The organism is Kribbella sp. NBC_00359 (genome assembly GCF_036097425.1).
Lineage (GTDB): Bacteria > Actinomycetota > Actinomycetes > Propionibacteriales > Kribbellaceae > Kribbella.
In genome coordinates this window covers 6,530,500-6,549,918 of sequence record NZ_CP107975.1, presented here as the reverse complement: position 1 = coordinate 6,549,918, position 19,419 = coordinate 6,530,500, and the positions used below count along the sequence as shown (strand labels likewise).

Sequence of the window (19,419 nt, the reverse complement as noted above, 5' to 3'; positions counted from 1 at the left end):
TCCTGAGGAGTCCCATGCCACCGAAACCCAAAGCTTCCCGTGCACCCCGCGGAGCCAGCGCAGCGCCGGCCGCACCCGCACAGCAGCCCGAGGAGCACCCGGTCGAAGCGGCCGAGGGCCGGCTGCAGACCAGTTCGCTCCTCACCACCGCGCAAGGCGTCCGGCTCCCGGATACCGATCACTCCCTGAAGGCCGGTCCGCGGGGGCCGAGCCTGATGGACGACTTTCATCTGCGCGAGAAGATCACTCATTTCGACCACGAGCGGATTCCGGAGCGGGTGGTGCACGCGCGTGGCGCGGCGGCCCACGGGACGTTCGTTGCGTACGGCAACGCCGGCTCCGCGACCAAGGCCGGCTTCCTCCGGCGCGGGCGCGAGACGCCCGTCTTCGTCCGGTTCTCCACCGTCCTCGGTTCGCGCGGCTCGGCGGACACGGTTCGCGACGTCCGCGGGTTCGCGGTGAAGTTCTACACCGACGAGGGCAACTTCGATCTGGTCGGCAACAACATGCCGGTCTTCTTCATCCAGGACGGGATCAAGTTCCCGGACATCATCCACGCCGGCAAGCCACACCCGGACCGCGAGATCCCCCAGGCGCAGACCGCCCACGACACCTTCTGGGACTTCGTCTCGCTGCACACCGAGGCGACCCACCACGTCCTGTGGGCGATGTCGGATCGCGGCATCCCCCGCTCGTACCGCACGATGGAGGGCTTCGGCGTCCACACCTTCCGGCTCGTGAACGCCAACGACGAGACCTGTCTGGTCAAGTTCCACTGGAAGCCGGTGGCAGGCATCCACTCGCTGGTCTGGGAAGAGGCGCAGCTCGCCGCCGGAGCCGATCCCGACTTCCACCGGCGCGACCTCGCCGACGGCATCGCCAACGGCGCACCACTGGAGTTCGAGCTCGGCCTGCAGATCATGCCCGACTCCGACGACCAGACCTTCGAGGGCATCGACCTGCTCGATCCGACGAAGATCGTGCCCGAGGAACTCTGCGAGGTACAGCTGGTCGGCAAGCTCACCCTGGACCGGAACCCGACGAACTACTTCGCCGAGACCGAGCAGGTCGCGTTCCACACCGGGAACCTGGTGTCCGGGATCGAGGTGACCGACGACCCGTTGATGCAGGCCCGTCTGTTCTCCTACCTCGACACCCAGCTGACCCGGCTCGGCGGACCCAACTTCACCCACTTGCCGATCAACTGCCCGCACGCCGCGGTGAACGACAACCTCCGCGACGGGATGCACCAGACCGCGGTCCATCGCGGCGTCGCGCCGTACCTGCCCAACAGCCTCGGGCAGGAGGGCGAGCCGGTCCCGGCCGAGGTGGCTGAGGGCGCCTTCGTCCACGTTCCGCGCGAGGTCAGCGGGCCCAAGGTGCGGGCGAATCCCGCGTCGTTCTCCGATCACTTCTCCCAGGCCACGCTGTTCTGGGCGAGCATGACCGCGATCGAACGCGTGCACATCATCGAGGCCTTTACCTTCGAGCTCAGCAAGTGCTACGAGCAGGCGATCCGCGAGCGGATGCTCGGCGTACTCGCGAACGTCGACGCCGACCTGTGTACGGCGGTCGCCGCCGGCCTCGGCCTGCCCGCACCGAAGGGCACTCCGGTCACAGATCCGGTCCCCTCCCCCGCGCTGTCCCAGATCGTCACCACCCCCGGTCCGATCGCCGGCCGCGTGATCGGCGTGGTCGCGACCGACGGAGCCGACCTCGCCGGCATCACCAAACTCCGCCGAGCCGTCGAGGCCCAGGGCGCTGTCCTCCGCCTGCTCGCACCGTCCGGTGGCATGATCAAACGCGGCCGCTCGACCCAGACCGTCGATCGCACCTTCCTCACCACCCGCTCGATCGAGTACGACGCCCTCGTAGTTGCCGCAGGCAACCCTTCACTGAGCGACATCAAACTGACCGTCCTGCTCGGCGAACTCTTCCGGCACTGCAAGGTCATCGGCGCCTGGGGTGACGGCGCGAAGGTCCTCACCGCGGCCGGCATCGACACCACCGCCCCCGGCATCATCCTCGGTGACACCATCGCCAAGCCGTACACCACCGACCTCTTCGCCGCCCTGGGCCTCCACCGCGCCTGGGCCCGCTCAAAGCTGGTGATGACCGAGTAAGGGGCGGTTTTACGTGGTGCAGACGGGGGCTGCGGCGGACCGCTTGGTGAGGAGGAACTGGTCAGTCGCGTCGCGGGCGCAGGCTGACGTGTAGTAGGAGGTGTGGCCGTCGCCGAGGCGGGAGAGGACGCTGCTGCCGTGGATCTGGGCAGCCAGGCCGAAGGCCCACTGATAGGAGACGGACGGGTCGTGGGTTGCGTGGACGATGAGGGTGGGCACGCCTTTCACGTTCAGGCTGCGCTGTGGGTTGGCGACCTTGAAGGGATAGCCGATGCAGAGGCCGCCCTGCCAGAACTCCGAGCCACCTTGCAGGTGCGGCGCCAACTGCCGCGCCATCTCGATGCGTTGCTGCATCTCGGCGAAGGTGTGGATGTCGGCCACGTAGTCACCGCAGTGATTCGCGATCCGGGCGAAGAGGAAGTCGGTCGGACCCCCAGGCGGTGGGAACGCGAAGAACTGGGCGTCCCCGGCGACGGCTCGCCGGAGGACCTCCGAGAACACGGGCCAGGACAGCTCGGGGGCGAGGGCGTTGGGAGTCTTCGCGGCGAGCCAGTTCGGCGTGTTCATCCGGATGTCGTCGCCGCTGACGGGGCGCAGGGCTCCTTCGACCGGGATCGGATTCCGGTCGGCACTCTGGACGAGGTTGTCGTAGACCGCACGGACATCCTGTCCCCGCAAGACGCAGTCGGGGGCGGTGTCACACCAGTCGGCGAATCGCTCGAACGCCTCCTCCACGGTCTTGACCGCATCGGCGGTCAGTTGCACCTCCGCGAGGCTGTGGTCGAGGACAGCGTCCAGGACCATGGCTCGCGTGCGGTTCGGGTAGAGCTGGGCGTACTGCGCCCCGACCTGCACGCCGTACGACAGCCCGAGCCAGCTCACCTTCGAGACGCCGAGGGCGATGCGCACGGCCTCGTGGTCGCGGGCAACGCTCACGGTGTCCGCATGCAGGAACAGCGGGCCGGTCTGCTGCAGGCAGCTCTTCGCGACCGCGCGATTGTGGGCGACCATCGCGTCGAACTGTTGCTGCGTACGCGGGAAGAACGTGTAGTCGGGGGTGAGCGCCGGCACGCCGCACCTGATCGGGGTGCTTGCACCGACGCCTCTCGGATCGAGGCCGACGATGTCGAAGCGCGCTCGCAGCGTGGCGGAGAAGAAGGTATCGGCGTCGATGACGTTGTCGACGGCGCCGTCGCCCGGCCCACCGGGGTTGTAGAACAGCGTGCCGATCCTGTGCGCGGGGTCGTCGGCGGGGCGGCGCGCCACGGCAACGGTGATCTTCGGACCCTTCGGATCCGACCAGTCCGCCGGCACGCGCAGCGTGCCGCACCGGACCACCGCCGATCCCGGACAAGGCGCGAAGTCGATGTGGTACGGCGAGGTCGCGGTGTCGGACTGCGCCGCCGACACGAACGTCGTCGAAGCGAGCACGCCGGCACCCAGCACAGCCAGGACCTTGCGAATACGTCGGATCTTCATCGGAATCCCCACCCCCGCCTTCGACCCTCCTCGCGACCCGAGACAGAGTCAAGACGAAGGTGCAGTCTGGTTAAGGCCTCGAACACTGCGAACCAGGGAGAGCTCTGATGGATGTTGGTATCGGTCTGCCGTCCACGATTCCGGGGATTCGCGGACGGCTGGTCCTGGATTGGGCGCGGGCTGCCGAGGAGGCCGGGTTCTCGACCCTCGGGACGCTCGACCGGATCGTGTACGGGAATCTGGAGCCGATCCCGACGCTTGCCGCCGCGGCGGCGGTGACCGGGCGGATCGGCTTGACGACGGCCATCATGATCGGCCCGTACCGCGGCAACGGTGCGCTGCTGGCCAAGCAGTTGGCCACCGTGGATCGCCTCTCCGAGGGCCGGTTGACGGTCGGCATCGCGGTGGGATCGCGCCCGGACGACTTCGAGGCGACGGCATCGCCGTACGAGAAGCGCGGAAAGGTGTTCGACGCACAACTCGCCGAGATGCGAGCGGTGTGGGCCGGTGAGCCGCGGGGGCACGCCGGTGCGATCGGGCCGGCCACGGTGCGACCAGGCGGTCCCCCGCTGCTCATCGGTGGCGGGTCTCCGGCCGCCTTCCGCCGGATGACCGAGTACGGCGCCGGCTGGATCCTCGGCGCCGGCGGACCGGACGTGTTCACCGCGGCAGCTGATAAGGCGAGGGATGCGTGGCGCGAGGCAGGGCGTCAAGGCGAGCCGCGCCTGGTCGCCATCGGATACGTGAGCCTCGGCGACGAGGCCGAGCAGCACGCGCGGAGCTATCTCGGCGACTACTACAGCTTCGCCGGTGCGTACGTCGACCGGGTCGTGGGCAGCGCCCTCATCACCCCGCAGGCAGTCGCCGACTCCGTCGCCGGCTTCACCGCGGCGGGCTGCGACGAGTTGATCCTGTTCCCGGCCAATCCCGACCTCCAGCAGATCGAGCTGATCGCCGCTGCGGCCGGCCTGAGCTGACTCAGGCCTCGGGGATCACGATGCCGAAGTTCTCGCGGGTGATCTGCTCCGGCTTCGGACCACCGCGTACGCCGGTGTCGAGCGCGTCGATCGCGGTCAGCTGATCGGCCGTGAGCTCGAAGTCGAAGATGTCGAGGTTCTCCGCGATCCGCGCGGGGGTGACCGACTTCGGGATGGCCTGACGACCCTGCTGCAGGTGCCAGCGCAGCATCACCTGGGCGGGCGTCTTGCCGTGTGCCGCCGCGATCTCCTTGATGGTCGCGTCCTCGAGGGTGCTGCCGTGAGAACCCTCGCGGTAGAACGTGATCCCACCGATGGGCGACCACGCCTGCGACACGATCCCGTGCTCGGCGTCGACCGCCAGCACCTCGGACTGGCGGAAGTACGGGTGCACCTCGAGCTGATTGACGGCCGGCACCACCGAGGTGGTCTCGAACAACCGGGCCAGGTGGTCGGCCATGAAGTTGCTGACCCCGATCGCGCGGACCTTGCCGTCGGCCAGCAGCGTCTCCAGCGCCTTGTAGGCGCCGATCGTCAACTCGAACTCGCCGGGAAACGCCTGGTGCAGGATCAGCAGGTCGATCTGCTCGATCCCGAGCTTGCCGGCACTCTTGTCGAAGGCGTGCAACGTCTCGTCGTAGCCGTAGTCGGTGATCCAGACCTTCGTCTCGACGAAGACCTCGGAGCGGTCGAGACCGGAGCGACGGATCGCCTCGCCGACCTCGCGCTCATTGAGGTACGCCGCGGCAGTGTCGACGTGCCGGTAGCCGGTGGCCAGCGCGGTCTCGACGGCGGCGATGGTCTCGTCCGGCGGCGTCTGGAAGACACCGAAGCCGATGGCCGGCATCTCCACGCCGTTGTTGAGCTTGAGCAGAGGAGCATTCATGCAAGCCACGCTAGACACGCTCACTCCGACGCGGGAGTGACTGCCGAACCACGCATTGGCAGTACCTGGTTCAGGACTGTGAAGCCCGATCTGTCTGCTGCCGCTCGGTGGCGGACCAGGTGGCCAGGAGCTTGAGCTGGTCCTCGGCGTGGCTGCCCGCCTCGGCCGAATACGCGATGACGATCAGGTCGTCGCCGGTAAGCTCGAGCGCGTCACCGGTCAGCTCGATCTCGCCGACGACGGGGTTACGCAGGCGCTTGCGGGCGGTGCTGTGAACACGGACGTTGTGCCGGGCCCAACGGCTGGCGAACGGATCGCTGCGAGTGCTCAACTCACCGATCAGGTCGCTCAGAGCCCTGTCCTCGGGGTTGCGCCCCGCCTCGCGACGCAGGGCCGCGACCAGATCGTCGGCGACGGTGTTCCAGTCGGCGAAGAACCCCGCCGACCGCGGATCGAGGAACACGAACCGCGCCACGTTCACGGGCAGCGTGTCGAGGACGCCGTCGTACAGGGCCACGCAGAGGTCGTTCGCGGCGACGATGTCCATACGGGCGTTCCGGACGTACGCCGGCGTACCGGTCATGCCGGTGATGATCGCGAGGACGCTGGGTCGCACTCTGGCCGGTGTCTTCTTCGCCCTGGCCGACCGGACCGGTGCCGACGCCGCGTGGGCCAGGCCGAACAGGTGCTGGCGCTCGGCGTCGTCCAGCCGGAGCGCACCGGCGAGCGCCTCGAGCACTGGCTCGGAGACTCCGGCGAGGTTGCCGCGTTCGAGCCGGGCGTAGTAGTCGAAGCTGACGCCTGCGAGGGAGGCGACCTCCTCGCGACGCAGCCCGGGGACACGCCGCTTGTCGTCGTAGGTCGGCAGGCCCGCCTGCTCCGGCGTGATCCGGGCGCGACGGCTGACGAGGAAGTCATGTACGTCCTTGCGGTTGTCCACGTCATCGACCGTATCTTCATTCCCCACTCAGCACGATCAGCGCCTTGACGAAACCGTCGGGCTTGGCGCGAAGGTCGGCGTACGCCCGGTCGAGGTCGCTCAGTGCATAGCGGTGCGTGAACAGCGACGCGTAGTCGATCCGACCGCTGGCGGCGACGTCGAGGCCACGGCGGATGCTGTCGGTGAGCCGCCGCTGGTCCCGGACGTGGCCGTTGACGACGTCGAGGGCCTTCCAGTTCCAGGCCTGCATGTCGACCGTACGCGCGCCCTGGTGGTAACCGACGATGTCGAGCGTGCCGCCCGATCGCGTGAGCGTGGCGGCCAGGTCGAGGCCGCCCTGCGTCCCGCTCACCTCGAACACCACGTCGAACGCATCGGCCAGCTGGGCCACGTCATCAGGGTCGAGCGCGGCGGAAACGCCGTACGCGAGTGCGGCGCGCTTGGCATCCTCCCGTCCGTCGATCGCGACGAGCTCGCCGATCGGGCTGGTGGCGAGCAACTGGATCAGGCACAGACCCATGAAGCCGGCCCCGACCACAGCAACGCGATCGCCGGTGTCCAGCCGGGCGCGCCGCAACGCCTCGACGACGCAACCGAGCGGCTCACCGATGCCCGCCTCGAAGCTGAGTCCGGGCGGGACGACGACAGCGTCCTCGGCCGGTACGACGATCAGCTCGGCGAACGAATCCGCCAGCCGGCCGGTGACGAGGTCGCCGATCGCGATCGCCTCGACACCGCCGCCGACTTCGAGGACCCGGCCGACCGGTTCGTGCCCGAGAGTCAGCGGGGCGCCGTCGGTAGGACCGCGCGACCAGGCCGGTAGCTCACTGGCGCACAGGCCGTTCGCCACCACCTGGATCAGGAGTTCGCCTGGGCCGGGCGCACGGACCTCGATCTTCTCGAGCTGCGAGGTCGCCGGTGCGACGACGACGCTGCGGCGGGCTACGTACGTCACTTCACGGCTCCTTGCATCAGGGCTTTGACGAAGTTGCGCTGGAAGATCAGGAAGATCACCAACGAGGGCAGGATGATCAGTAGCGATCCGGCGCAGAGCAGCACGATGTCGGTGCCGTACTGGCCCTCGAAGGCGCCCAGCCCGCCGGCCACGGTCCGCTTCGTCGGGTCGTCGACGAGGACGAGCGGCAGCAGGTACTGGTTCCAGCTGGCCAGGAAGAAGAGCACGGCCAACGCGGACCACGCGGACGTGGCCAGTGGGAGATGAACGCGGCGGAACGTCTGCCAGGTGGTGGCGCCGTCGACCTTCGCGGCTTCTGTGAGCGCCGGCTCGGCGCCGAGGAAGTGCGCGCGCATCCAGAAGACGCCGAAGGGCATCAGCAGTCCGATCAGCGGCAGCACGATCGCCAGCCTCGTACCAAGCAGGCCCATGCTCCGGAGGTCGTAGTACATCGGGGTGATCAGTGCCTCGAACGGCAGGGTGAGCCCGACGATCAGCAGACTGTAGATCGCCTTGCCGAAGGGCACGTTCAGCTGCGCGAGGGCGTAGCCCGCGGCGGTGGCCATGGCGACCGTGGCCGGGACGACGCCCAGCACGATCAGCGTGCTCGAGCGGAACAGGGCGAGGAAGTTCGCCGCGTTCCACGCGTCCACGAAGTTGTGCCAGTGCGGGTCGCTCGGCCACATCAGTCCCTGGGGCGAGCTGCCGGGCGCCGCGAGCGCCGTGGTGAACATGCTCAGCAGCGGCACGATCGCGAACACCATCAGCGCGAGCAGAATGCCGGTGCGCGTGACGCCGCGGGCCGTCATCTCTCCCTCCCGAGACGCTGGATCGGCCAGATGAGGACCAGGACGAGCGCGGCCAGGAACACCGCGAGGGCCGAGGCCTGGCCGACGTGCTGCTGCAGGAAGGTCAGCCGGTAGATCTGCACGCCGGGCACCATCGTCTGGTAGCCGGGGCCGCCCTGGGTCGAGATCTGGATGATGTCGAAGCTCGCCAGCGCCGCGATCATCGTGAACGTCGTACACACGACGAGTTCCCGCCGCAGCCCGGGCAGCGTCACGGCGAAGAACTCGCTGATCCGTCCGGCGCCGTCCAGCCGGGCCGCCTCGTACAGCGCCGGATCGATCTTGCCGATGCCGGACAGCAGCAGCACCGTGCAGAAGCCGAGCATGACCCAGACCCCGATCACGCCGACCGCGGGCAGGGCGAACGTGAAGTCACCGAGCCACGCCCGGGTGTGGGCTTCGAGGCCGACCGCGCGCAGGACCTGGTTGACCAGACCGTTCGACGAATACATCCAGGTCCAGGCGATGCCGGCCGCGACCAGCGGCAGCACCTGCGGAATGAACAGCACCACCCGGGCGGTCGTGTTGAACGCGCTCGGCCGGAGTTCGCGGATGAGTGAGGCCGCGACGAGCCCGAGCCCGACCGGCAGGACCGTGTAGAAGAAGATCAGGATGAATGCGTGCTCCACGGAGTGCAGCAACTCGGGCCGGGTGAAGATCGCCTTCCAGTTGTCCAGCCCGGCCGGCCTCGACGGGCCGATGCCGTCCCAGTCGTAGAACGAGTACTGGACGGACTGAAGCATCGGGTACAGCACGAACACGGCGTACATCGCGAACGCCGGCGCGACCCAGAGCAGCGCGCTCCACTGCCTGGGCCGCCGTACCTTCCGGAGTCGGTTCGCCACCGTCACTGCCCGAGGTCGCGCTCGTAGTCGGCCTGCACCTTGGCCGCGTACGCCTCGGGCGTCGTCTTGCCGGCCAGCAACAACTGCGTCTGCGGGATCAGGCTGTTGACGTGGATCGAGGCCGTCGCGTCAGCCATGAAACCGACGAGCCCGTTGCTCTTCAGCAGTTCCTGGAACGCACTGACGGTGGCGGCAACCGCCGATCCCTCGGGCGCGGTCGGTGCGGTGGCATCCGACGGTCCCGCGGGCACCAGCCCGCCGAGGTTCACTGTGTCCTGCCGCGCCTTGTCGTTCGTCTGTACGAAGTCCAGGAATGCGGCCGCGGCGTCGGCATGGGCCGACTTCGCCGGGATGCCCAGGTTGGCGGCAGCGGTCATCGCGTACGACGGTCCACCGGCCTCACCCGACGGGAACAGGAAGAACCCGAACTGGCCCGCCCCGCCCTTGTCCAATCCTGGTGCCTGCCAGTTGCCGCTCGGGAAGAACACGCCGTTGCCCTTGAGGAACTCGGCCGGCGCGCGGGTCTGGTCGATGTCGTTCACATCGGCCGGCAGGTATCCAGCCTGTCCCCAACGCTGCAGTGTCGTGGCAGCCTTCACCGTCTCCGGCTTGTCGATACTCGCGCCGGGCTTGGCGTAGTTCCAGTCCTGGACGGCTTGCGCGGCGTCAGCCGACGACATCACCAGGTTCTGCAGTGGGTAGACGCTGCCGCCGTCCTTGCCGTTGATCATGATCGGCTGCAACCCGGCACCCTTCGCCTTGGCGAGCAACTGCTCGAACTCGGCCACGGTCGCCGGTGGCTGCGTCATGCCGATCTGCTGCGCGAGCTTCTTGTTGTAGTAGACCCCGGTCAGGCCGAAACCGGCGCCGGCGGCGTAGAGCGAACCTGTCCCCCGCTGCTTGCCGTCCGGCCCTACCCGGGTGGAGTCGAACTGCGACTGCGGCCATTTGTCCCAGCCGTACGCCTTGGCATACGGATCGAGACTGGTCAGCAGGTGATCTCCGATCAGGTTGCCGAGCTGCGAGACGCGGACGAGGTCCGGAACGTTGCTCCCGGCAAGGATGTGCGCGATGTTCGTGGTCAGGGTGGCGTAGTCCTGGTTGTCCACCTTGACCGTGACATTGGGGTACTTGGCGTGGAACAGCTCCCCGAGGGCGGTGTAGAACGGCACGTCGACGCCGCTGTTGACCAGCAGCTTCAGCGTGACGGGCTCGGTGCCGACGCCGGTCGACACGGGCCCGGACGACGCCGGGCCGGCTTCGGAACTCCCCCCGGGCGCGCAGGCGGCGAGGAGCAAGGTGGCGGTCGCGGCTACGGCGACCACCCGGACGATTCCGCGGTACTGGGTCAGCGATCGCACGAGAACTCCTTCGAAGGCTGGATGGATGGGAAAGCACGACGGACGGCGTCGCCGGCCACGTTGACGGCGCGCTGCGCGTCGGTCATGACGCTGAACATCTCGAAGAAGCCGTGGATCTGGCCCGCGTACCCGGCCAGGTCGACCGGCACACCGGCTGTCCTCAAGCGCTCGGCATACTCCTCGGCCTCGCCGCGGAGGAAGTCGTGTTCGGCGGTGATGATCGTCGCCGGCGCGACGCCGTCCACGGAGCCGGCGTGCAATGGGGACGCGTACGGCGCCTTGCGGGCCGCCGGGTCGGGGACATACGTCTCCCAGATGTGCTCGAGCCGCCGGTGGCTGTTGGCGCCGAAGCCCGGCCGGCCCGCGAAGGTTGCGTACCGCTGCCGGAACGCGACCTTGTAATCGGTGTCCTCGGTGCTGTCGAGCACCGGGTAGACGAGCAGTTGGGCCGCCAGCTCGACACCTTCGTCGCGCGCCTTGAGCGCCGCCGCCGCGGCGAGATTGCCGCCCGAGCTGTCGCCACCGACGGCCACGCGGTCGAAGTTGCGCCGTGCCCACGCGATGGCGGTCCACGTGTCGTCGAAACCGGCCGGGAAGGGATGCTCGGGCGCGAGCCGGTAGTCGATCGACAAGACCGCGCAGGCAGCCCGGTTCGCCAGCGCGCGGGCGACGCAGTCGGCGGTGTCGAGGTCGCCGTGCATCCAACCGCCGCCGTGCGCCCAGACCAGCACCTCTCGCTCCGCGCCGACAGGCCGGTAGAGCCGAGCCGGTACGCCGTCCGCGCCGATCGACTCGACCGACGCCACCGGGGCGGGCTCGCCGGACACGGCCAGGACCTTCTCCCGCGCGTCCGCTCGCACGATCGCGATGTCGGCGCTCCACGGGTCGGGCGACGGGCCGGAGCTGTCCAGGAAGTCCTGGACCTGCTCGTGCGGCCGTGGCGTCCAGTCCTCGTCATGGCCAACGTCGCGCATCGGATCCGCCTCTCGTCATTCCAGACTGAGTACTCAGTCTGTTTTGCAAAAGCTACCGAGTACTCAGTCGGTTGTCTATGCTTGGCGACAACCGTCCCGGCCACCGCGAGGAGATCGACCGTGCCCGCCACCCAGAAGCCCAAGACCTCGGCCAAGGGCCTCGAGACGCGGGAGCGCATCGTCGACGTCGCCGTCCGCTTCATCGCGCGCAACGGGGCGCGCGGCACGAGCCTGGCCGACATCGCGGCCGAGGCGGGTGTGTCACAAACCGGTCTGCTCTATCACTTCGGCAGCAAGGAGGCGCTGCTGAACGCCGTCCTCGACCGCCATCTGGCCTTCACCGAGGAGTGGCTGTGGGGCGACGGGCCCGACCCCGGCATCAAGATCGTCGACATCATCGCCCGGCACATGGTGAGCTGGCCGAGCCAGCACGACGACAAGGTCTACAGCCTGCTCGGCATGAACACCGTCGTACTCGGGGAGAACGTCAGCCCCGAGACCGACCTCCACCCGCGCCTGGTCGAGGGCTACCGGACGACGATCGAGCGCGTGTCGGCGACCCTGCGGTCCGCACAAGAGCGCGGCGAGATGCGCGACGACCTCGATCCGCAGCTCAAGGCGATGGAGATCATCGCCTTCTGCTACGGCCTCGAGGCCGCCTGGTTGGTGAACCCGACGATCCCGGTCGCCGACGCCGCAACCACCTGGGCCGCGCAGCAGACGGCACAGATGGCAGCCGGCTGACCAGCCGCTGCCCTTGCCGGCGTATCAGAATCACGGCGCTGAACGCCGCCCACCGCCAGGCCGGATATGGTTTCGGCAACGTTCTTGCACAACTAGGTGGGGGCTGATGCTCGACCGGTCCGAGTCTGCGCTGCGCGTTGTCGTCCGGTCGAAGTTCTATCGCTCGGCGTTCCTGGCCTTGTTGATCGCGGGGATCGGCTTGTCGGCCGCGACTCCTCAGCTGACCCTCTTCCTGGTGCGAGACCTGGGTACTCCCCTGCCCGTGGCCGGGTTGTACTACGTCACCAACCTGGCCGCCCCGGTGGCGGGCTACCTGGTCGGCCGGCTGTCGGACCGGAGCCGTGATCGACTGCTCTGGTTCCGGGTGTGCGCGGTGATCGGGGGTGTCGGCTGGCTCGCCATGGCGGCCGCGAACACGGTGTGGCTTCCGTTCGTCATCAGCACCGTGGCGCTGAGCCTGGCCGGCGGATCGATGGCACAGCTGTTCGCGGCCTGCCGGGACGAGCTGAGCCGACACCCGACGAAGGCCGAGAACCGGGTCATCGCGACCATCCGGATGGCCTTCACGGTCGGCTGGATCCTCGGACCGGTGCTGGGCAGCTGGTTCGGCGGTGTCTTCGGGCTGCGTGCGCTGTTGGTGGCGACCGCGGCCTGTGTCTTCGCGCAGATGCTCCCGCTCGGTGGCCAACGGGTGGAGCGCTACGAGGATCCGGCGATCTCCCCGCACCCCGAGGGGCGTCGACGGCTCGACCACATGATGCCGTTGCTGGTCTTCACCGCGATCTGCGTCCTGGCGATGACCGGTGACACGATCAAGTTCGGCTATCTGCCCATCTACATGGCCGAACAGCTGCACGTCTCCGACTCGGTGCGCGGTGCGGTGATCGGAATCCAGCCACTGCTGGAGTTGCTGATGCTGCCGGCGGTCGCCCGGCTGGCCGACCGCTACGGACCACTGCGGATCATGACGGTGGGAGCCGCGCTGGGCCTGGCCGGGAACCTCGCCTACGCGACCAGCAGCTCGGTCGGCGGACTGTTCCTCGGACAAGCACTGACGGCCGGCCTGTGGGCCTGCGTCGGTGCGCTCGGAGTGTCGATCGCACAACAGCTCTACCCCGAAGGTGTCGGCACCGCGTCCGGCATCTTCCTCAGCTCCATCCCGCTCGGCTCGGCCATCGGCGGCACGATCGGCGGCATCGGTGTCGCGATCATCGGCCTTCCACATGTCTTCTTCGTCCCGGCGGGCCTCACCACGCTCGCCATGGTCGCCTTCGTCGTACTGACCGCGCGCCTCAGCGGACGCATGAAGGCCTGACGGATCGCGAGCAGGGCACTAGGCTCCGACGATGGAGCGAAGTGAGGCGGCGGAGACCCGCGTGCGGGGTGATCGGCGGTCACTGTTCGACCGGTTCGTGCAGGCGGCGTACCTCCGCGTCAGCCAGGCGCCGTTCTTCTTCCTCTGCGTCGGCATCGTCGTTGTCTGGCTGGCCAGTCTGCCGCTCTGGGTGGATCTGAAATCCTGGCAGGTCGCGATTCACACGGTGGCCAGTGTCGTCACCCTGCTCCTGCTGGTGCTGCTCGAGAACGCCGCCCGCCGCGCCGAGGAAGCATCCCAGGAGAAGCTCAACGTGATCGCCGAGGCCCTCGCGGATCTGATGACCTCACACGCCCGCACAGACCCAGACCTCGCGGACGCCACCCAGAAACTCCGCGACGCCATCGGCCTCGAAGCCCGCCACTGACGCTTCCGGGGAGGCGGTCACGAGGGCTCCTTCAGGTGCGTTGGCCGGTGCCGTGGATGCCGTGTTGGTCGATGAGGGTCAATTCGGCCTCGGTCAGCGGGGGGAAGTCCAGAGCGGCGACATTGTGATCCAGCTGACCGGTCGAGCTCGCGCCGATCAGAGCAGTCGTGATCTCGGGCCGGCGCAGCACCCATTGCAGCGCGAGCTGCGCGAGGGACTGACCGCGGTCCCGGGCGATCCCGTTGAGGGCCGCGGCGCGCTCCCGGTAGACGTCGTCGATCTGCTCGGGCGAGAGGAAGGTGCTGTTGGCGGCCCGGGCACCGGCCGGGATCCGTCCATCGAGGTACTTGTCCGTCAGCAGCCCCTGGGCCAAGGGGCTGTAGGCAACGAGTCCGAACCCGTCGGCGGCGGCGAGCTTCAGCAACCCGGAGTTCTCCGGCCCACGATCGAAGATCGAGTACCTCGGTTGATGCACGAGCAGCGGTACGCCGGCCGCACGCAACAGCTCGGCCATCGCGTGCGCCTGCTCGGTCGGGTAGTTCGACACACCGACGTACAGCGCCTTTCCCTGCTGGACCGCGCTCACCAAGGCACCGGCCGTCTCCTCCAGCGGAGTCGACGGATCTGCGCGGTGGTGATAGAAGATGTCGACGTACTCGGTGCCGAGATCACGCAGACTGTGATCCAGCGAGGCCAGCAGGGACTTGCGTGAACCGCCTTTGAAATAGGGGCTCGGGCTGATCGGATTCCCCGCCTTCGTGGTCAGGATCAGCTCGTCGCGGTACGGCGCCAGATCGGTCCGCAACACTTGGCCGAAGAACTGCTCCGCGGCACGGAACGGCGGACCGTACCGGTTCGCGTTGTCGAAGTGCGTGATCCCCAGGTCGAAGGCGTGCAGCACGATCTCCCGCTGCTTCTCGAACGGGTAGTCAGCCCCGAACTTCTGCCACAGCCCGAGCGACAGCGCCGGCAGGTCGAGCCCGGATCGGCCTGCCCGGCGGTACTGCAGACGTTCGTAGCGGTCAGCGGCAGCGCGGTAGGTCGTCACACCGGCGATTCTTCCCGATGTCCCCTGTCCGGTGGGCACTGTCCGCGATGCGACCAGGTGCTTCAGGCGTCGCCGGCGGTTTCCCGGCGGAACGCTTCGACCGCGGTGGGGAGCGTGTAGAAGATTCGGTGCGGGCCGAGCCGCTCGAGGAACCCGGCTGCTTCGAGGTCGTCGCGAAGGTCCTGTTTGACGCGCGCCAGGGCGAGGACGATGCCGCGTCCGGCGAGCTCTTCGCGCAGCGAGTCGAGGGCGTCGAGGGCGGTGATGTCGATCTCGATGTTGGCCTCGGTATTGAGGAGCAGCCAGCGGACCGGGGGCTCGGCGTCGTCGACGGCGGCGATCGCGCGGCTGCGGAAGTTCTCGGCGTTGGCGAAGAACAGCGGTGAGTCGTAGCGGTAGACGACGAGGCCGGGGACCGGGCGCGCGTCCGGATAGTCGTCGACGTCGTGCATGCCGGCGATCCCCGGCACATACCCCAGGATGCCGTCATGCGGCCGCGCGACTCTGCGCAGTACGTCGAGAACCGACAACGCGACCGCGACGAGAACGCCGGACAGGACGTCCAGAGCGATCACACCGACCGTCGTTGCCACCGCCAGCAACAGCTCGGTGCGGCGGAAGGCGGCGATGCGGCGGAACTCGGCCACCTCGATCAGCCGGAGGGCCGCGTAGACGACGAGCGCGCCCAGCGCTGGGATCGGGAAGGTCGCCAGCAACGTGCCGGCGAACAGCAAGGTCGCGACGATGACCGCGGCGGCCACCAGCGAGTACACCTGGCTCTTCGCGCCGGCCGCCTCCGCGACCGCGGTCCGGCTGCCGCTACTGCTGATCGGGTACCCGTGCACCAGACTTACGGAGAGGTTGCCCAGCCCGAGGACGAGCAACTCGCGATCCGGATCGAGCGGCTCACCACCGCGGGTCGCGAACGCGCGACCGGTCAGCACGGTGTCGGTGTAGCCGACCAGCGCGACACCCAGCGCGGGCAGCGCCAGCAACCCGATGTCGTGCACCGTCACCGACGGCAGGTGGGGCACCGGGAGGCCGCGCGGTACCTCCCCCACGACTGCCACTCCCTTGTCCGCCAGCCCAGCTGCCCACGTCACCAACGCGGCCAGCGCCACCACGATCAGCGGCCCGGGGAGCCACGGCGTCCAGCGCGCCGATGCGAGCAACAGTGTCAAGGCGGTCACTGACAAGAGCACCGGCGCCAACTGCCATTCGCCGAACAGCTGGATCGCCGACCACGCCCGGGCCAGCGGAGAATCACCATGCACCGGGGCGCCGGTCAGCCGCCCGAGCTGACTGGTGATCATGATCACCGCGATACCGGCCAGATAGCCGATCAGCACCGGCTTGGACAGCAGATCCGCAAGGAACCCGAGCCGCGCCAGCCATCCCACCACACAGATCGCGCCGACCAGGAGCGCCAGTACGGCGGCCAGCACCGCATAGCGAACCGGGTCACCAGCCGCCAACGGACCGATCGCCGCCGCGGTCATCAGTGCCGTGGTCGACTCCGGGCCCAGCGACAGCAACCGAGACGACCCGAACAGGAAGTACAGAACGAGCGGCCCCAGCGACGCCCACAACCCGGTCACGGCGGGTAGTCCGGCCAACTCCGAGTAGGCCATCACCTGCGGCACGAAGTACGCCGCCACCGTGACACCTGCGATCACGTCGGACCGCAGCCAGTCCCTGCGATAGCTGCGCAGGAGGGTGATACCGGGAGCAGACAACGACCAACCGGCCACCCCGCACCTCCCCTCGCGGACAACTTCCTGGTCATAGTGTCGTGGAGTCACGGACATTTTCGGTGCTACAGCGCCGTGCAAGCCGGGCGTGGATGCGAGATGGTTCAGGGATGAGTGGTGCGAAGAAGAACAAGAAGAAGAAGCGGTTGCCGAAGAAGCTGTACGAGGGGGAGCTACTGCGGCTGCAGGCCGAGTTGGTGAAGCTGCAGGAATGGGTGCGTGTCGAAGGCGCCCGGCTGGTGGTGGTCTTCGAGGGCCGGGACGCGGCCGGGAAGGGCAGCACGATCAAGCGGGTGACGGAGTTCCTCAACCCACGGGTCGCGCGGATCGTGGCACTGCCGGCGCCGACCGAGCGGCAGCGGTCGCAGTGGTACTTCCAGCGGTACGTCGAGCACCTGCCGGCCGCCGGCGAGATCGTCCTGTTCGACCGCAGTTGGTACAACCGGGCCGGCGTCGAGCGGGTGATGGGGTTCTGCACCGACCAGGAGTACGAGCGGTTCCTGCATCAGTCCCCGATCTTCGAGCGGCTCCTGGTCGAAGACGGCGTACTGCTGCGCAAGTACTGGTTCTCGGTCAGCGACAGCGAGCAGGAGAACCGCTTCCGCCGCCGCCTCGAGGACCCGATGCGCAGCTGGAAACTGTCCCCGATGGACCTCGAGTCGATCACCCGCTGGGAGGACTACTCCCGCGCGAAGGACGAGATGTTCGTCGACACCGACATCCCCGAGGCGCCCTGGTACGTCGTCGAGAGCGAGGACAAACGCTCGGCGCGGATCAACATGATCGCCCACCTGCTGTCCACCCTCAAGTATCACGAGGTCCAGCGGCGACCGATCGACCTCCCACCCCGCCCACCGTCGAAGGGCTACGAACGCCCACCCCGCGAGATGCAAACCCAGGTCCCCGACCACGCCACCATCCTGCGCCGCTGACGGGGGATTGACCTTGGCTCGGCCGAGGAGGACTGTCGGAAGCAACAGGGGGGACACCTGCCACAACTCTCGCGTCACCGGCCTTCGATCATCGATGTCGCCTGCTCTGGCCCTCTACCGCGCCCTCCCTCGCAGTGGGAAACCGGCGTTACCAAGGAGGAGACATGGCCAGGAAGGTGTTCGAAGACAGCGTTGTTCCGTTGCCGCCCGATGATGGACTCGTGGCCGATGGGCTGGTCGTCCAGGCGGCGGCGCCGCGCAATCGGGCCGAGACGATGGAGGTCATGTTCTCTCTCGCGCTGCCCGCCGATTCTCAGCGCAGCCTGGAGGAGGCGGTCGCCCGCGGCGACGTCGTACCGGCCGATGAGCTCGCAGCGATCCGGGCAGCGGATGGTGAACGCACCAAGCTCGAGAAGTGGTTGGAGGGGCACGGATTCTCCGTCGAGCATGTGTCCGAGGACGGAACCAGCGTCTACACGACGTCCACGGTCGCGAACCTGGCGAAGCAGTTGCAGGTCGACATGGTGCAGGTGACGAAGGACGGGATCACCTTCACCGCGGCCCGCAATGCGCCGAGCCTGCCGGCCACCGTCGGCGAAGGCGTCCAGGCGATCATCGGGTTGCAGCCGTTCCGGCACGCCAACAAGCACTTCCGATCCGTCGTTCCTCCCGTCCCGGCCGCGGAGGCGGCGAGGGTCCTGAATTCGCCGCCGTACCTCGTGTCCGAGATTCTCGCCGCGTACGGCGCCAGTGGCCTCACCGTGGACGGCACCGGGCAGACGATCGCGATCCTGATCGACACAGTCCCGAAGACGTCGGACATCACGGCGTTCTGGAAAGCCAACGACCTGAAGACCAAGGCGTCGCGGATCAAGAAGATCAACGTCAGCGGGGCGGCCCTGGGACCGCCCGAAGGCGAAGAGACGCTCGACGTCGCCTGGTCGAGTGGTATCGCGCCAGGTGCCAAGATCCGGGTCTACGCCAGCGGATCGCTGTCATTCGTCGCTCTGGACCGCGCGCTCGACCGGATCATCGCCGACCTCCCGCGGAATCCGGGCCTGCGGCAACTCTCCATCAGCCTCGGCCTCGGTGAGACCTTCCTAGGCGGTCCCCAGGGTGAGGTCGCCATCCAGCATCAGAAGTTCCTCCGGCTCGCCGCGGCCGGCGTCAACGTGTTCGTCTCGAGCGGCGACGCGGGTTCGAACCCCGATCAGACCGGTCACGGCTCCCACGGTCCGTTACAGGCCGAGTACGAGTCGTCGGACCCGGCGGTCATCGGTGTCGGCGGAACCTCACTGCATCTGACCCCTCAAGGCGCGGTCAGCGCCGAAACGGGGTGGGCCGGCAGCGGTGGCGGCGCCAGCATCTTCTTCGGTCGGCCGGTCTGGCAGACCGGCGCCGGAGTGCCCGCCGGCAACCGCCGCCTCGTGCCGGATGTCAGCCTCGTCGCCGACCCCGGCACCGGGGCCCTGCTGATCCTCAACGGCGCGGCGACTCAGATCGGTGGAACGAGCTGGAGTGCACCTGTGTGGGCCGGGTTCTGCGCCCTGATCAACGAGGCCCGCACCCAGGCCGGGAAGCCGGCGCTCGGATTCCTCAACCCGCAGCTCTACCCGCTTGCGGGCGGGCCTTGCTTCCGGGACATCACCGCCGGGACGAACGGCGCCTTCCAAGCCGGCGCCGGGTACGACGAGGTCACCGGCCTCGGCGTCCCCAACGTCGCCCGGCTCATCGCAGCTCTCACGACCTAGCTCCGGCCGCGGTGTGATGGTCCGCGTCACCCCCACCGACAAGCCCAACTGGATCCTCCACTG

At 68.3% G+C, this 19,419-nt stretch carries 17 protein-coding genes; 7 read left to right on the top strand and 10 right to left on the bottom strand.

The window, feature by feature from the left end; all coding sequences use genetic code 11:
• The first annotated feature begins 14 nt into the window (after window positions 1–14).
• Window positions 15–2,123 (top strand): catalase, encoded by a 2,109-nt coding sequence (locus OG876_RS31935; RefSeq protein ID WP_328520388.1) that lies wholly within the window; start codon window positions 15–17, stop codon window positions 2,121–2,123.
• Between the two features lie 9 nt (window positions 2,124–2,132).
• Here OG876_RS31935 and OG876_RS31930 read toward each other — a convergent pair whose 3' ends face one another.
• On the bottom strand, window positions 2,133–3,602 hold the full coding sequence (locus tag OG876_RS31930) for an alpha/beta fold hydrolase (protein WP_328520387.1): 1,470 nt from the start codon (window positions 3,600–3,602) through the stop codon (window positions 2,133–2,135).
• 107 nt (window positions 3,603–3,709) lie between these two features.
• On the opposite strand from OG876_RS31930, the gene OG876_RS31925 reads away from it, so the two are divergent.
• Window positions 3,710–4,579 carry an LLM class flavin-dependent oxidoreductase gene (locus OG876_RS31925; RefSeq protein ID WP_328520386.1) on the top strand — a complete coding sequence of 290 codons (870 nt, stop codon included), beginning with the start codon at window positions 3,710–3,712 and terminating at the stop codon, window positions 4,577–4,579.
• A 1-nt stretch (window position 4,580) separates the two neighbouring features.
• On the opposite strand, the gene OG876_RS31920 is transcribed toward OG876_RS31925, so the two are convergent.
• The 7 genes from OG876_RS31920 to OG876_RS31890 all read right to left on the bottom strand — a co-directional run bounded on the left by OG876_RS31920 (window position 4,581) and on the right by OG876_RS31890 (window position 11,388).
• The gene (locus OG876_RS31920) at window positions 4,581–5,465 is read right to left on the bottom strand and encodes an aldo/keto reductase (RefSeq protein WP_328520385.1); all 885 of its coding nucleotides are present in this window, start codon (window positions 5,463–5,465) and stop codon (window positions 4,581–4,583) included.
• A 70-nt stretch (window positions 5,466–5,535) separates the two neighbouring features.
• On the bottom strand, window positions 5,536–6,405 hold the full coding sequence (locus OG876_RS31915) for a helix-turn-helix transcriptional regulator (protein WP_328520384.1): 870 nt from the start codon (window positions 6,403–6,405) through the stop codon (window positions 5,536–5,538).
• 16 nt (window positions 6,406–6,421) lie between these two features.
• Window positions 6,422–7,360, bottom strand: a complete 939-nt coding sequence (locus OG876_RS31910; protein ID WP_328520383.1) for an alcohol dehydrogenase catalytic domain-containing protein — start codon at window positions 7,358–7,360, stop codon at window positions 6,422–6,424.
• Window positions 7,357–8,169, bottom strand: coding sequence for a carbohydrate ABC transporter permease (locus tag OG876_RS31905; protein ID WP_328520382.1), 813 nt, complete (start codon window positions 8,167–8,169; stop codon window positions 7,357–7,359). The genes OG876_RS31910 and OG876_RS31905 overlap by 4 nt, the downstream gene beginning before the upstream one ends.
• On the bottom strand, window positions 8,166–9,053 hold the full coding sequence (locus OG876_RS31900; protein WP_328520381.1) for a carbohydrate ABC transporter permease: 888 nt from the start codon (window positions 9,051–9,053) through the stop codon (window positions 8,166–8,168). Before OG876_RS31900 ends, OG876_RS31905 begins: the two co-directional genes overlap by 4 nt.
• A gap of 2 nt (window positions 9,054–9,055) precedes the next feature.
• Window positions 9,056–10,414, bottom strand: coding sequence for an ABC transporter substrate-binding protein (locus tag OG876_RS31895; RefSeq protein ID WP_328520380.1), 1,359 nt, complete (start codon window positions 10,412–10,414; stop codon window positions 9,056–9,058).
• Window positions 10,402–11,388: an alpha/beta hydrolase gene (locus OG876_RS31890; protein ID WP_328520379.1), complete on the bottom strand. Its 987-nt coding sequence runs from the start codon at window positions 11,386–11,388 to the stop codon at window positions 10,402–10,404. Before OG876_RS31890 ends, OG876_RS31895 begins: the two co-directional genes overlap by 13 nt.
• A gap of 120 nt (window positions 11,389–11,508) precedes the next feature.
• Here OG876_RS31890 and OG876_RS31885 point away from each other — a divergent pair, with 120 nt between their 5' ends.
• The 3 genes from OG876_RS31885 (at window position 11,509) to OG876_RS31875 (ending at window position 13,874) form a co-directional block, all read left to right on the top strand.
• Window positions 11,509–12,132 (top strand): TetR/AcrR family transcriptional regulator, encoded by a 624-nt coding sequence (locus tag OG876_RS31885; RefSeq protein WP_328520378.1) that lies wholly within the window; start codon window positions 11,509–11,511, stop codon window positions 12,130–12,132.
• Between the two features lie 106 nt (window positions 12,133–12,238).
• On the top strand, window positions 12,239–13,447 hold the full coding sequence (locus OG876_RS31880) for an MFS transporter (protein WP_328520377.1): 1,209 nt from the start codon (window positions 12,239–12,241) through the stop codon (window positions 13,445–13,447).
• A gap of 31 nt (window positions 13,448–13,478) precedes the next feature.
• The gene (locus tag OG876_RS31875; protein WP_328520376.1) at window positions 13,479–13,874 is read left to right on the top strand and encodes a low affinity iron permease family protein; all 396 of its coding nucleotides are present in this window, start codon (window positions 13,479–13,481) and stop codon (window positions 13,872–13,874) included.
• 31 nt (window positions 13,875–13,905) lie between these two features.
• Here OG876_RS31875 and OG876_RS31870 read toward each other — a convergent pair whose 3' ends face one another.
• On the bottom strand, window positions 13,906–14,922 hold the full coding sequence (locus OG876_RS31870) for an aldo/keto reductase (RefSeq protein WP_328520375.1): 1,017 nt from the start codon (window positions 14,920–14,922) through the stop codon (window positions 13,906–13,908).
• 62 nt (window positions 14,923–14,984) lie between these two features.
• Window positions 14,985–16,673, bottom strand: coding sequence for a SulP family inorganic anion transporter (locus OG876_RS31865; RefSeq protein ID WP_328520374.1), 1,689 nt, complete (start codon window positions 16,671–16,673; stop codon window positions 14,985–14,987).
• 110 nt (window positions 16,674–16,783) lie between these two features.
• Between OG876_RS31865 and ppk2 the strand changes: the two genes are divergently transcribed.
• Both ppk2 and OG876_RS31855 read left to right on the top strand, forming a co-directional pair.
• A complete protein-coding gene (gene ppk2 / locus OG876_RS31860) occupies window positions 16,784–17,605 on the top strand; it encodes a polyphosphate kinase 2 (RefSeq protein WP_328520373.1) in 822 nt (273 codons plus the stop codon).
• A gap of 164 nt (window positions 17,606–17,769) precedes the next feature.
• Window positions 17,770–19,356, top strand: a complete 1,587-nt coding sequence (locus OG876_RS31855) for a S53 family peptidase (RefSeq protein WP_328520372.1) — start codon at window positions 17,770–17,772, stop codon at window positions 19,354–19,356.
• Window positions 19,357–19,419 lie beyond the last annotated feature (63 nt).